10 protein-coding genes are annotated in these 12,486 nt (G+C 62.2%); 4 read left to right on the top strand and 6 right to left on the bottom strand.

Features of this window, described 5'->3' with window-relative positions:
* Positions 1-13 precede the first annotated feature (13 nt).
* Positions 14-1,141, bottom strand: coding sequence for a DUF418 domain-containing protein (locus AWT76_RS01310; RefSeq protein WP_072244365.1), 1,128 nt, complete (start codon positions 1,139-1,141; stop codon positions 14-16).
* Positions 1,142-1,218: 77 nt separating this feature from the next.
* Between AWT76_RS01310 and AWT76_RS01305 the strand changes: the two genes are divergently transcribed.
* From AWT76_RS01305 to AWT76_RS01295, 3 genes are all read left to right on the top strand, one after another.
* Positions 1,219-1,812, top strand: coding sequence for a TetR family transcriptional regulator C-terminal domain-containing protein (locus tag AWT76_RS01305; RefSeq protein ID WP_176699304.1), 594 nt, complete (start codon positions 1,219-1,221; stop codon positions 1,810-1,812).
* A gap of 531 nt (positions 1,813-2,343) precedes the next feature.
* Positions 2,344-3,402, top strand: a complete 1,059-nt coding sequence (locus AWT76_RS01300) for a phage minor head protein (protein WP_176699303.1) — start codon at positions 2,344-2,346, stop codon at positions 3,400-3,402.
* A gap of 1 nt (position 3,403) precedes the next feature.
* Positions 3,404-3,709 carry a hypothetical protein gene (locus AWT76_RS01295; protein WP_072244363.1) on the top strand — a complete coding sequence of 102 codons (306 nt, stop codon included), beginning with the start codon at positions 3,404-3,406 and terminating at the stop codon, positions 3,707-3,709.
* A 531-nt stretch (positions 3,710-4,240) separates the two neighbouring features.
* On the opposite strand, the gene AWT76_RS01290 is transcribed toward AWT76_RS01295, so the two are convergent.
* The 4 genes from AWT76_RS01290 to AWT76_RS01275 are packed head-to-tail and all read right to left on the bottom strand — an operon-like array spanning position 4,241 to position 9,595.
* Complete coding sequence (locus AWT76_RS01290; RefSeq protein WP_072244697.1) at positions 4,241-6,844, bottom strand: HAD-IC family P-type ATPase; 2,604 nt, start codon at positions 6,842-6,844, stop codon at positions 4,241-4,243.
* A complete protein-coding gene (locus AWT76_RS01285; RefSeq protein ID WP_072244362.1) occupies positions 6,844-7,614 on the bottom strand; it encodes an SDR family NAD(P)-dependent oxidoreductase in 771 nt (256 codons plus the stop codon). Before AWT76_RS01285 ends, AWT76_RS01290 begins: the two co-directional genes overlap by 1 nt.
* A gap of 38 nt (positions 7,615-7,652) precedes the next feature.
* The gene (locus tag AWT76_RS01280; RefSeq protein WP_072244361.1) at positions 7,653-9,368 is read right to left on the bottom strand and encodes a cation:proton antiporter; all 1,716 of its coding nucleotides are present in this window, start codon (positions 9,366-9,368) and stop codon (positions 7,653-7,655) included.
* Complete coding sequence (locus AWT76_RS01275; RefSeq protein ID WP_072244360.1) at positions 9,368-9,595, bottom strand: helix-turn-helix domain-containing protein; 228 nt, start codon at positions 9,593-9,595, stop codon at positions 9,368-9,370. Before AWT76_RS01275 ends, AWT76_RS01280 begins: the two co-directional genes overlap by 1 nt.
* Before the next feature lie 84 nt (positions 9,596-9,679).
* Here AWT76_RS01275 and AWT76_RS01270 point away from each other — a divergent pair, with 84 nt between their 5' ends.
* On the top strand, positions 9,680-10,585 hold the full coding sequence (locus AWT76_RS01270) for a universal stress protein (protein WP_245638743.1): 906 nt from the start codon (positions 9,680-9,682) through the stop codon (positions 10,583-10,585).
* A 740-nt stretch (positions 10,586-11,325) separates the two neighbouring features.
* Here AWT76_RS01270 and AWT76_RS01265 read toward each other — a convergent pair.
* Positions 11,326-12,468, bottom strand: a complete 1,143-nt coding sequence (locus AWT76_RS01265) for an alpha-D-ribose 1-methylphosphonate 5-triphosphate diphosphatase (RefSeq protein WP_072244358.1) — start codon at positions 12,466-12,468, stop codon at positions 11,326-11,328.
* Between the last annotated feature and the right edge of the window lie 18 nt (positions 12,469-12,486).

The raw sequence follows: 12,486 nt of genomic DNA, 5'->3' as shown, positions 1-12,486 counted from the left end.
GTCCAGCACCGCCTCAGGGACGAGAGCCGGACCTGCCCAATCGTCTGACCACGGCGCGCAAGGCGGCGTCGAGGGGGCCGCGCTCCCACTGCTGCCGCCAGAGTATGGCCGCGATCGTGACAGCCCCCCAGATCAGAAAGGCCATACCCAGAAGGGCTGCGTTGCCAAGCGTGCCGAACAGTCCAAGCCCCCAGCCGTGGAACAGCGCCCCGGCCAGCAGCCCCTGCGCGACATAGCCCGTCAGCGGCATCGACCCGGCCGGGGCCAAGAGACCCAGCCGTGGCGTCAGGCGCAACACCGCGACGACATAGACAGCGGCCAGTGTAGGTGCGCCAAGCGCAAGCGCCGCATAGCCGAGTGTCGTGGGCCAGCCGGCTGGCAGCAGCCCCAGGGTTGCCGCCGCATACAGGGCGTTGGCCGGCAGGGCTACGGCCAGCAGCACCGGGACCCGGGCGGCAAGCGCGCCTTGCACAGGCGATGCAGGGTCGAAAAACCCGGCCTTCTGTGCGGCAAGACCCAGACAGAAGGCCCCGAAGGCCAGCGGTCCGTTGAACAGAACCACAACCACCAAGGCGATGGGCCAGTCGGCCAGCCGCTGCATCACCGCATCAAGGAAGCTGCCCTGATACCCCAGGCCGCTCAGGTCCATGGTGCCTTGCGCCATGTCTTCGGCGGAGGCATCGAGAACCGCGAGTGCCGTAAATGCCAAAGCGGCCAAGGGCACCATCGCCGCTGCAATCCGGACAAGGCGTCGCGGCGTGGCATCGCGCAGGCCCCAAAGCCCGGCACCCAGCACGGCATAAGCCAAGAGGATGTCACCATGAAAGATAAGGAGCGCATGCGCGACCCCGAAGAGCGCCAGCGCGATCAGGCGCGCGCGGTATTGCGCTGCGGCAGGCACTCCGGAACGCTCGGCCGAGGCCAGTTGCACGCCGAACCCCCAGCCGAACAGGAAGGAAAACAGGACGAAGAACTTGCCCTCAAACAGCAGGCCGACAATGCCCTTGGCGATCAGATCCAGCGTGCCCTCGGGTGAGGCAAGCGCCGCTGCCATGGGCAGTGCCAGATGCGGCAGGTTGACGATGCCGATGCCCAGAAGGGCAAAACCGCGCAGCACATCGACAGAAGAAGTACGGGTCATGGGGTGATTCCTGATTGAGCATATGCTCAACATATCAGGCATTGAGCATGTGCTCAACGGGTGATATACGAACACACATGACCACTGATCGCCGCACCGCCATCCTGTCCGCCGCCGCAGACCTGATCCGCGAAAACGGGGTTGCGGCGGTGCGCACGCGCGATGTCACCACCCGCGCAGGCGTCGGTATCGGGTTGCTCAACCACTATTTCAAATGGGGTGAACTTCGGGCCCTTGCGGCGGCGCAGGCCCTCTGGGCCGAAATCGACCGCGTCGTGCCCGATGCACCGACGCCGGACCGGCAGCTTGATGTCTTTCTGACGCGCGCTTTCGGCGAAGACGCCGACCCCCTGTGGCGGCTCTGGATCGAGGTGACCGACCTTGCCATGTCCGACCCTGACATGGCGCGTGCGGCCGAGGGCTGCGCCGAGGGTATTCTGGACGAACTGGCAGCCATTCTGGAACAGGGCGCAGCTAACGGTCAATGGCACTGCCCCGCACCCCGCGCCGCGGCTCTGCGCATCCTTGCGTTTCATGACGGGCTGGTTGGTTTCGTGCTGACCGGCTTGCCAAAACTGGAACGCGCCGAAGCCGCAGAGAATCTGAAACGCTTCGTGGCACTGGAGCTTGGGACGCCGCAGCATCGGCCTTTGGGAACTCAAGGGGCATGAATTTGATATTAGAAACTAGGATCAACAGATCAGGGAATTCCAAAGAGATTTGGGGATGGGCCTGACACGGCCCCCAAAACCAGTAGCGATGTACGCCAACCTACCGTTTCAAAACAACTTTCCAGTTCTCATCTTCTGCCGCTACGGTGCGCCATAATTTATTTCGCATATTTTTCATGTGTCTGCTGCGCGTGACCAGTGTGTTTGAGGTGGGCGTTTGCAGGGGCGATTCCGGGAAGCTCCATGGGGCTGCGTTCGGATCGAGGAGTCACATCAGGCCAGAGATCGTCGGCCGACAGATACCGCCCGCTATCAGGCCGGATGAAAAAAACGGCTGCCACCCACCTGTGCCGGAAGCCACTCTCCCAAACCTCATGCCTTCACCGGGAAACCGGCACGCCTCTCACTTTGGTGATCTTTCGAATGCTGCCGTCCGCGAGCATGACCCTTGATCCGAGCAACGCACCGTCGGTTGAGTGTAAATTAACGCTCCTGCAATACAAACCATCGCGCGGGTCGGCGGGAGGTTCCATGCAGCACAATCTACGGGAATTTCTTCGCCACGGTGGCAGCGGGCAGTACGTGTTCGCAAGCCAGAACGGAGCCGTGTACGGCTACCGCGCGGGCATTTCGATCAAGTCACTTTTTCCCGGCTATGCGGACCCGCGGGCCGATTTCACCGACCAACTCGACCGCGTGATCGCCGACAACACCCGGATGCTGTTGAATGCGCTGACGCCCCCGGACACCGTGCCACGGGTGTCCGAAGACGACCTTCGCGACGTGTCGGATGCGAAGGAGGAGGCGCTGCGCCAGTGGGATGCGCGGTTGACGGCCATCTTCGAGGAATACGAGACCCATCCGCAGCGCCTTCGCCCCCTGCGAACCGCAATGGAAGAACGCCTGCTGCGGGCCTTCGCAGGCCTGATCAATCAGCTTCGGCAGCAGGACCTCGGCATAGAGCGATACATCTGGCGCTCCCAAGACGATGCGAAAGTGCGCGACAGCCACGCCGAACGCGATGATCAGGTGTTTCGCTGGGACGAGCCGCCCGCAGGCGGCCATCCGGGGCAGGCGCACAATTGTCGCTGCTATGCCGAGCCGGTCAGTCCCAGTACCCCCGACGATGTCACGCTTGTGGATTACGTACCGAGGGCCGGGGGCTATCCTCTTCAAGACCTCGCCGAGCATGAGGCCGCGGGCGGGCACACGATTGAATTGCACGTCGGCAAGAGCGAGGCTTTCCTCATCGGCATGGTCACCGTGCCGCAAGCCAGGACGCTGTTCTACACGGTCTACCGCTGGCGCCACGGTTCATTCAGCTCGCCAGCGGCTGCCGAGAGGTTGACGAATGCGAACCTTTCCCGCAATGCAGACATTGTGAATGCGGTCGCGACTGGACGATTGGAGGACGCTTTCATAACAAGCACCTTCTCCAGCATCACCGGCCAAGAGGCATATCGGTTGACCCGAAGAGCCTCGTCGCCGATTCGGCTGCGGACAACCTATGGTGTGGGAACATATATTCGCCATGCCCCGGACATGCCGAACGGCTTCATAATCATAACCTCCTATCCAAGGGACGAATAGCATGAAACCGCCGCAGGCCTTCCGTGACTTTACGTTGCAGTTCCATCAGGATATGGACTTAGTCCATCCGAATTGGGGGGCTGACTCCCCTACAGCACGCCATGACATCTACACGAGTTTCCGGCGGAGGTATGGTGACGAGGCGGTGCGTGAATTGAATGTTTTTTTAGATAAACTGATGTCCAGCGAGCATGTGGACCTTGAGGAATTGTGGTTCAAAGAGTCAAAAGCTGACTGGGTCATTTCCAGCGAAGGTATTCGGCGGCTTTTCAAGGATTTTCAGGCATGGGCATCCTCCATTAAATAAGGCCTGGTTTGAGTCACGCATTCTCAGCCATGCACTTCGCGAGCGGCCGTCGATTTGGAACTGAGCGGTTCCGAAGGTGCGGTAGGATTTGAGACAGAGGTAACCCGGCGGCCTGCCCCGACGAGCCCGAGGGGGAGGCCCTGTTCCTCAGAACGGGATCTCGTCGTCGCGACAGGCGTGATCGGGGGACTCAAACTCGGCCGTTTTCGGGCGGCGCGGGGCAAGTCGAAATTTCCAACGATGATCTCGCAGCCCTAGCGCACTCAACCAAATTCCTGCCAACGTAACCTACCGTTTCAAAACAACTTGCCAGTTCTCATCTTCTGCCGCTACGGTGCGCCATATTTTATTTCGCATATTTTTCTGTCGTGCTTGATGAGCCAGATCTGTGTGTTTGTTGTGCGAGTTTACACCTGAAGTGTCTGGCAAACGACCTCGCTAAGCTGGGTTGCACCGCGATGACCAAGTAGTGACAGTCGTGAGTGGCTGATTTATGGCCCATAGCTGCCAGTCGTCGTCACCAATACGATGTCATCCTTTCAGCCCCAGCCTGATCTGCTTTTCTATCTCGATCAGCGCGAAAAAGGCGGCGCCGATGGCCACGATCAGCAGTCCGTCCATCAGCGGAACGGGGCTTGTGCCCAGCACTGCTTGCAGGGGTGGCAGGTAGGTTACAGCGAATTGCGCGGCGGTGATGGCAATGACCACGGTCCAGACCATTTTCGTCCCGCGCGCTGCAGCCCATGTCAGTGAAGTGCTGTGGATGTTGCGGATAAAGAACAGATGGAAGATTTCCAGCACCACCAGCGTGTTCATCGCCATCGTTTGCGCCAAGGCCAGTGGATAGCCTTTGCCTGTGGCATAGGTGAAGATCCCGAAGACCGCCGCGAGGAACAGCACAGCCACCAGAACGACATGCCAAACCAACCCGCCCGACAGGATCGGCGCGCGGCGGGCGCGCGGCGGGCGGGCCATGGTGCCTGCTTCTGTCGGCTCGAACGCCAGCGCGAGGCCCAGCGTGATGCCGGTGATCAGGTTGATCCACAGGATTTGCACCGCCGTAATCGGCATGGCGAGGCCCAAAAGCAGGGCCAGCACCACAACCATCGATTCGCCCGCATTGGTGGGCAGGGTCCAGCTGATGACCTTTTTGAGGTTGTCATAAACGGTTCGCCCCTCCCGCACGGCGGCGGCGATACTGGCGAAATTGTCGTCAGCCAGCACCAGATCGGCGGCCTCCTTAGCGGCTTCAGATCCCTTCAGCCCCATGGCGATGCCCGCATCGGCGCGTTTAAGGGCGGGCGCGTCGTTCACCCCGTCGCCGGTCATCGCGACAGACAGACCACGTGCCTGTAGCGCAGTCACAAGGCGGAGTTTGTGCTCAGGGCTGGTGCGGGCGAAGATGTCGACATCCGCCACCTCCAGCGCCAGTTGCGCATCGTCCAACTTGTCGAGGTCAGCCCCAGTCAGCACGCGGTTGGGGTTCGCCAGCCCGATCTGTGCGGCAATGGCAGCGGCGGTTCCGGCATGATCACCGGTGATCATCTTGACGCGGATGCCCGCAGCCCGACATTCGGCCACGGCGGCAATCGCCTGGGGGCGGGGCGGGTCGATCAGGCCGACAAGGCCAAGGAAAGTCAGCCCGTCTTCCAGCGCGGCTGCATCGATCCGCTCGCCCGTCTCGGCCCGTTCTGCCAGCGCCAGCACGCGCAAGCCCCGCCGCCCCAGCGCTTCGGCCCTGTCGTACCAGTGAGGCAGGTCAATCCCGCCACACATGCGCAGCACGCGCTCCGGCGCGCCTTTTACATGGGTCACGCGGCCCAGCGGTCCTTCGGTCAGCACGGCCATGAAGCGGTGGCGACTGTCGAAGGGGATGGCGTCCAGGCGGTGCGCGGTAGGGTCGCCGCCAACCTTGCCCGCAAAGGCTAGTAAAGCGCCTTCCATCGGGTCGCCCTCGACCATCCAGACCCCTTCCTTCCAAGACAGGGCGGCGTCGTTGCACAGCGCCGCCGCGCGGGCGAGCCGCTCAAGATCACCCGCCTGGGTGATGGCACCTGTCGGCGCATAGCCCTCGCCATCGATGGCAAAGACACCCTCCGCTGTCTCCGCCGCCGCCACCACCATTTCGTTGCGGGTCAGCGTGCCGGTCTTGTCGGTGCAGATCACCGAGACCGAGCCGATGGCCTCGATCGCAGGCAGGCGGCGGACGATCGCGTTGCGCCGCGCCATGGCCTGCACGCCGATGGCCAGAGTGATCGTCATCACGGCGGGCAAGCCTTCGGGGATTGCCGCCACAGCGACGCCGACCACGGCCATGAAAAGTTCAGCAAAGGGCATGTGGCCGACGTAGTAGCCCCAGACGAGCAGAAGGCCCGCGACCAGCAGGATCAGGAACGACAGCCAGCGCGCGAAATGGTCGATCTGCTTGACCAAGGGGGTAGTCAGTTGTTCGACCCCTGCCAGAAGCCCGCCGATGCGCCCGATTTCGGTGGCCTGACCCGTCGCCACCACCAGCCCGCGCGCGGTGCCGATGGTAACCAGTGTGCCCGACCACAGCATCGACCGACGGTCGCCAAGGGCTGCATCGGTGGCAACCGGGGTTTGACCCTTTTCGACCGGCACAGATTCGCCGGTCAGGATCGCCTCTTGCGCGGCCAGACCCCGCGCCTCGATCACCCGCAGGTCGGCGGGCACCTTGTCGCCAGCCTCCAGCAGCACGATGTCGCCGGGCACAAGGTCGGCCCCGTCCACCGATACCCGTCGCCCATCGCGCAACACGGAGGCCTTTGGTGCCAGCATGCCCCGGATCGCCGCCATCGCGGCTTCGGCCTTGCCCTCCTGGATGAAGCCGATGATGGCGTTCGCCAGCACCACGGCAAGGATCACCCCGGTATCGACCCAATGCTGCAAGGCCCCCGTCACAACCGCAGCACCGATCAGCACATAGATCAGCACATTGTGGAATTGCCGCAGGAAACGGACCAGCGGCCCCCGCGCCCGCACTTCCGGCAGGCGGTTTGGCCCATGTTCGGCCAGCCGCCGCGCCGCCTCGGGCGCAGTCAGACCATCGGGTGTTGCGGCAAGGTCGGCAAGGCAATCGGCGACGGGGATGGCGTGCGGTTCGGTCAGGTCCATCATCGCGCGGTATAGCCGCCGTCGATGACGATCTCGGTGCCGGTGACAAACTTGGCCTCTTCCGAGGCCAGCCAGACCACCGCCCATGCGATGTCGTCAGGCTCGCCCATGGTGCCGATGGGGTGTGCTGCCCCCGCCGCCGCCTTTGCCGCCTCCAGATCAGGGGCGGTGGCGCGCAAGTGGTTTTCGACCATCGGTGTCCAGATATAGGCGGGGTGAATCGAGTTCACCCGGATCTTTTCCGCCGCATAGGTGATGGCGTCATTCTTGGTCATCAGACGCACCGCACCCTTTGAGGCATGATAGGGTGCAATACCACCAATGCCGATTAGCCCCGCGATGGAGGACAGGTTGATGATCGAACCCTTTCCCGCCGCGCGCAGATGCGGGATCGCATGCTTGGTGCCAAAGAACACGCCTTTCACGTTCACCGCCTGCACAAGGTCCCACTCCGCCTCGGTCACCTGATCGGTGGGCTTGGGGCTGCCGGAAATGCCCGCGTTGTTCACCAGCACCTGCAGGCCGCCGAACCGGGCGGCTACGGCGTCGATGGCGGCTTTCATCCCGGCCTCGTCCGCAACATCGACTGGCCAAACGCCGACTTCATGGTCCTTTGCCGTCAGGTCGGCGGCCAGCGCCTTGCCCTCGGCCTCCAGCATGTCAAGGATGGCAACCTTTGCCCCTTCCTCGGCCATGCGGATGACACAGGCGCGGCCGATGCCGACGGCACCCCCGGTCACGATGGCGGTCTTGCCTGCAAGTCGGTTCATGGCAGTCGTCCTTTCGGTGTTGGGTTGAAGTCTTCGCGTTAGCCCGTTGCCCGGCCCTCGGCCGCGATTTCGGGAAAGTCGGTTCGTTCCTCGGTCACGGCACCGGACAAGAGTTCCACCGCCCGGTCAGCCGCGTCCTGAAAGGGCTCCAGCACCAGATCGACGCCCGCGCCGAACAGGGCAGCGCTGTCACCGCTGCTGTGTGAGGCGGCGGCGATCTGACCTGTGAACCCGGCCGAGCGCGCCAGTTGGATCAGTGTCCGGCGGGTGTCTTCGTGGCTTAGGCCCGTGGGGTGGATCGGCACGGTCGAGACCAACCACTCCGCCCCCCGAAACGGCAGTTCGGTGACAAACTCGGGGTCGCTCGCATCGCCAAAATCGGCCTCAAGCCCAAGATCGCGCCAGCGCCGCACCGCTTGCGGGTTGAAATCCACACCCAGCACCCGGATGCCGCGTTTGTGGAGCCGCAGTCCGATGGCGGTGCCAAAGCGGCCCAGACCGAAAATGATGATCCTGTAGCTGCTGGCCGCATGGGTCCCGGCCTCGGAGGGCTCTCGCGGGGTGTTCTTGCGTTCGAAGACACCAAGCAGCGGCTCGAACAGCGTGTAAAGCTGATGCGAATAGGTGATCATGTAGGTCGAAGCCGCGATGGTCACGAGGCCCACCATGGTGACAAGGCCAAGCGCGTCCTCGGTCACATGCCCGATCGACACGCCCATCGCGACGAAGATCAACGAGAATTCGCTGATCTGCGCCACCGTCAGCCCGGCCAGGAATCCGGTGCGCTTTCGGTAGCCCATAGCCCCCATGATCGCCAGCACGATCAACGGGTTGCCGATCAGCACGAACAGCGAGAACAGGATCGCCCCGGTGACATGCGTGCCTAGAAGCGACAGGTCCAGCGTGGCCCCAAGCGCGATGAAGAAGAACAAAAGCAGGAAGTCCCGCAAGGGCGCCAGCCGGGCGGCGATGGTCTCGCGGTATGGGGTAGAGGCCAGCGCCACGCCTGCCATCAGACCGCCCACCTCTTTGCCCAAGCCGACAAAATCGCCGACGGCGGCAAACATTGCGGCGAGTGCAATGGCGAAGATCACCAGAAGTTCGGGTGCGCGGGCCAGCCGTTCCGTCAAGGGATCGGCGGCGTAGCGCACGAACAAGACCACCACCGCCACGAGCGCCAGTCCGGAGGCCAGCACCATCGCCACCGACCCGCCGCCATGCCCGCCGTCCGCAGCGCCGATGCCGATGGCCGACAGCACGATCATTGCCAACACCACGACAAGGTCCTGGACGATCAGAAACCCCAGCGCGATCTGGCCATGCAGCGCGTCGATCTCGCGTTTGTCGGACAGAAGTTTGACGATGATGATGGTCGAGGAAAACGTCAGCGCGACTGCGACGTAAAGGCTGGTGATGTGACCAAGCCCCAGCGACAGACCGATCAGATAGCCGAAGAATGCGGTAAAGATGACCTGCCCAAGCCCGGTCATCACCGACACCACGCCCAGCGACCGGATCAGCTTTACGTCCAGCTTGATGCCGACCAGAAACAGCAGCACCGCAATGCCAAGTTCCGACAAGAGGTCGATCTGCGCGTCCGACCGCACGACATCCAGCGCCGACGGCCCCGCAATCAGCCCGACCGCTATGAAGCTGACGATCAGGGGCTGGCGCGCCAGCGTGCCGATCAGACCGATCCCGGCGGCCATGACCAAAAGCAGGGCCACTTCGGCAAAGGGGGTCAGTATCGGCATCAAGGCTTCCCTTCGGAATCAGAACCGTTCGGTCCATCGCTCTGCTGCCTCGGTGCTGTCTGATGCAGCCGCAGGAATTCGTTCAGATCGGTATTGGCAATGCGCCAGCCCTTGCCGATATTGATGGCGCGCAAATGGCCAAGTTTGACCCAGTGGCGCACGGTCGCCTCGGCCACCTTCAGGCGGTCAGCGACGTCCTTGATGGTTTGATACTGATCCAGCGGCATGGCCTTCTGCTTCTTGTGGGGTTTTGTGAAGACTAACGAAGGATTGTCGCTTTTGATTGATCTGCATCAACCCGCGACACGATCTTGAGTGTTTTACTTGTCCTCATGGCAAGGACAGGAGGGCAGACCATGAAAAGGATCATGTTTGCGACCGATTTTTCGGAAAGGTCTGATCGAGCGCTCCGGCGCGCGGTCATCCTTGCACGGGCGCATGATGCCGTTCTGGAGATCGTGCATGTGGTCGACGACGATCGGCCACGCCGGATCGTCGATCACGAGGCAAACGATGCCCGCCAGCTTCTCGGCGAACTTGCCCGCAACCTGAAGGATCTGGACGGTGTCTCCTGCAGTACGCAGATCGTGCAGGACGATCCTTTTGCCGGGATCCTCAAGGCGGTGGCCAAGGCTACCCCCGACCTTCTGGTCATAGGGCCGCATCGCCGGCAGATCCTGCGAGATGCCTTTGTCGGGACCACGGCTGAACGCACGATTCGCGCGGCGTCCTGCACGGTGCTGATGGTGAACGGCCCGCCCGTCGGCCCCTGGCGCCACATGCTGCATACAACGGACCTCTCTGAGGCCGCAGAGAAGGCCCTCAAGCGATTTATTGGGCTGGGTCTTGGCGCGGGCGCGCGATCATCTGTGCTGACCGTCTTCGACGCGCCCGCCCTGCGCCTTGCGATGTCCGACAGCATGGGCAAGGAAGGACAGGAAGATTACCTGAACGACCTGCGCACTGACGCGCGAAAGTCTCTGGCGGCGTTCATCTCGCGGCTGGGGATTGGACAGGCGGAAAAGGTCGTCCGGCCTGAAGAATCGACCGTCGCCAATGAAATTCTAAAGGCGGCGGAAGAGCTGAAAGCGGACCTTATCGTCATTGCGACCAGCGGCAAGGGTGCAGTCGCCCGCATGGTTCTGGGCAGCGTGGCCGGGCAGGTTTTGAAAGACGCGCAATGTGACGTCTTGGTCATTCCGCCCGGCGCGGCCTGATTGGCGCGGCACCGCTTGCGAGTATTGCGCCCTGCAACTGTGAAAGGAGCGTACGCCATGTCCGACCGCATTGCCGACATCCCTTGCGCCCCTTTCGGGAACCCGACCTCATTCTGGATGGAGCAACGAAGGTCGTGCTTCAGGCCTTAGCCTTGCGGTTCTGCTGTCACATTGACACATGACAGCCTGAATTGCGCCGCTGATAACCTGCGGCGCAGAGCGATCGTCTCGCATGACCGGCTGATTATGAAGCTTCTCCAACGTGTCGAAGATTGAGGCGAAGGTCAGCTTTCTGCCCTTTGCGATGTCTTCATAAGTAATGGTGGGTGATATTTTGCGCCGCTGTTCGTGACGCCATGGGGGCGGTTAAATCTTTGACTGCTTAAAGAGCGAAAAAAATGTCTTCAATAATCACAGCAAGATAAGTCATTCCAACGCGGTTTTGGATTTTGTCCAACACGCCCCCCCAAAAGCCAATGTCGATGAACGCCAACCTACCGTTTCAAAACAACTTTCCAGTTCTCATCTTCTACCGCTTTGGTGCGCCATTTTCCATTTACACGTTTTCTGGCGCCTGTGGCGATAGCTGTCACGGTTTGGCGCATGTCCTATGCCGCGCTGTATGGCTATCGGCATCGTCAGCGGGGCTGATCCCATCTTGCCGACACCGTCAAACGCACAGCGCGCGACAGGCTGACAATCAGCTAGCCATGCGCCGCGCTCACGATGTTTTCTGACAATCACGCAACGCGCGTGCCGCGCACCCATACCGCCTGCAACAATGGCGTCGCCCCCAACAGCCGCACCCGCAAAAGGTCTGCGCGCAGCCCCACTTGCAACAACCCGCGATCGTGCAACGCCGCAGCCCGTGCAGGCGCTGCGGTGACGGTGGCGATACCCGCTGCCAAGTTGTCCCATATCTGGCCTAGCTGGACCGCCGCCTGAAGCAGCGCCGCCGGCACATAATCGGATGAGACGATGTCCAGAAGCCCCGCCTGCGCCAGTTCTGCCGCCGCGACATTGCCAGAATGCGACCCGCCCCGCACAAGGTTCGGAGCGCCCATCATGACCGCAATGCCATGCGCATGGCAGGCTTGCGCGGCAACCAGCGTTGTCGGGAATTCGGCCAGCCGCACCCCATGACCGGCAGAGGTCGCGACATGGGCTTGGGTCGTGTCGTCATGACTGGCCAATACCGCGCCATAACGCTTTGCAGCCGCGACCACCGCAGTTTCATGCGGGTCGCGCACCCGCGCGCCCAGCGCTTGCTGGCGGGCAACGTGGTCTTCAAATTCGGCATCGGTCAGGCCGTGCTTGCCGCGCATATAAACCCGCAACTGCGCAAGGTTAGAGAATTGCCGCTGCCCCGGCGTGTGATCCATCAAGCTGACAATGCCGACGCGGTCCTCTGGCCCGAATTCTTCCAGTTCCTCGATCAGGGTTTCCGAACAGACTTCGGCCCGCAGATGCAGAAAATGGCTGATCTTCAGCGCATCCGCAGAGCGCATCTGTAACAATTCGGTTGCAAGGTCGCGCGCATAGCGCCCACGCCCGCGCCGGTCCTTGCCGGTCAGCGACCCAAGGCGCAGCGCATCGAAAACCGTCGTAATCCCGCAACCCGCCAATTCGCGGTCATGCGCCACCACTGCCGCGGCATGGGGCCAGTCCACGCCGGGGCGCGGTGCAAGGTGGCGTTCCAGATTGTCGGTGTGCAATTCGATCAGGCCGGGGCAAATGAAATCGCCGTCGCAATCCTCTGCACCCGGCAGGGCCGTCCCACCTGTATCGATGGACGCAATGACACCCTCACGCAAAAGCACCGTGCCGCGCAAGATCTCTGTTGGCAGCACAAGCCGGGCATTGGACAAGATACGTTCTGTCATCCGAACCTCTTTGACGGT

It is taken from the genome of Roseibaca calidilacus (genome assembly GCF_001517585.1).
Lineage (GTDB): Bacteria > Pseudomonadota > Alphaproteobacteria > Rhodobacterales > Rhodobacteraceae > Roseinatronobacter > Roseinatronobacter calidilacus.
This window is presented reverse-complemented; position numbering and strand designations above follow the sequence as displayed.

Coding starts and splice junctions, on each gene's coding strand:
- AWT76_RS01310 (WP_072244365.1), bottom strand. CDS start 1,141: ATGACCCGTACTTCTTCTGTCGATGTGCTGCGCGGTTTTGCCCTTCTG.
- AWT76_RS01305 (WP_176699304.1), top strand. CDS start 1,219: ATGACCACTGATCGCCGCACCGCCATCCTGTCCGCCGCCGCAGACCTG.
- AWT76_RS01300 (WP_176699303.1), top strand. CDS start 2,344: ATGCAGCACAATCTACGGGAATTTCTTCGCCACGGTGGCAGCGGGCAG.
- AWT76_RS01295 (WP_072244363.1), top strand. CDS start 3,404: ATGAAACCGCCGCAGGCCTTCCGTGACTTTACGTTGCAGTTCCATCAG.
- AWT76_RS01290 (WP_072244697.1), bottom strand. CDS start 6,844: ATGGACCTGACCGAACCGCACGCCATCCCCGTCGCCGATTGCCTTGCC.
- AWT76_RS01285 (WP_072244362.1), bottom strand. CDS start 7,614: ATGAACCGACTTGCAGGCAAGACCGCCATCGTGACCGGGGGTGCCGTC.
- AWT76_RS01280 (WP_072244361.1), bottom strand. CDS start 9,368: ATGCCGATACTGACCCCCTTTGCCGAAGTGGCCCTGCTTTTGGTCATG.
- AWT76_RS01275 (WP_072244360.1), bottom strand. CDS start 9,595: ATGCCGCTGGATCAGTATCAAACCATCAAGGACGTCGCTGACCGCCTG.
- AWT76_RS01265 (WP_072244358.1), bottom strand. CDS start 12,468: ATGACAGAACGTATCTTGTCCAATGCCCGGCTTGTGCTGCCAACAGAG.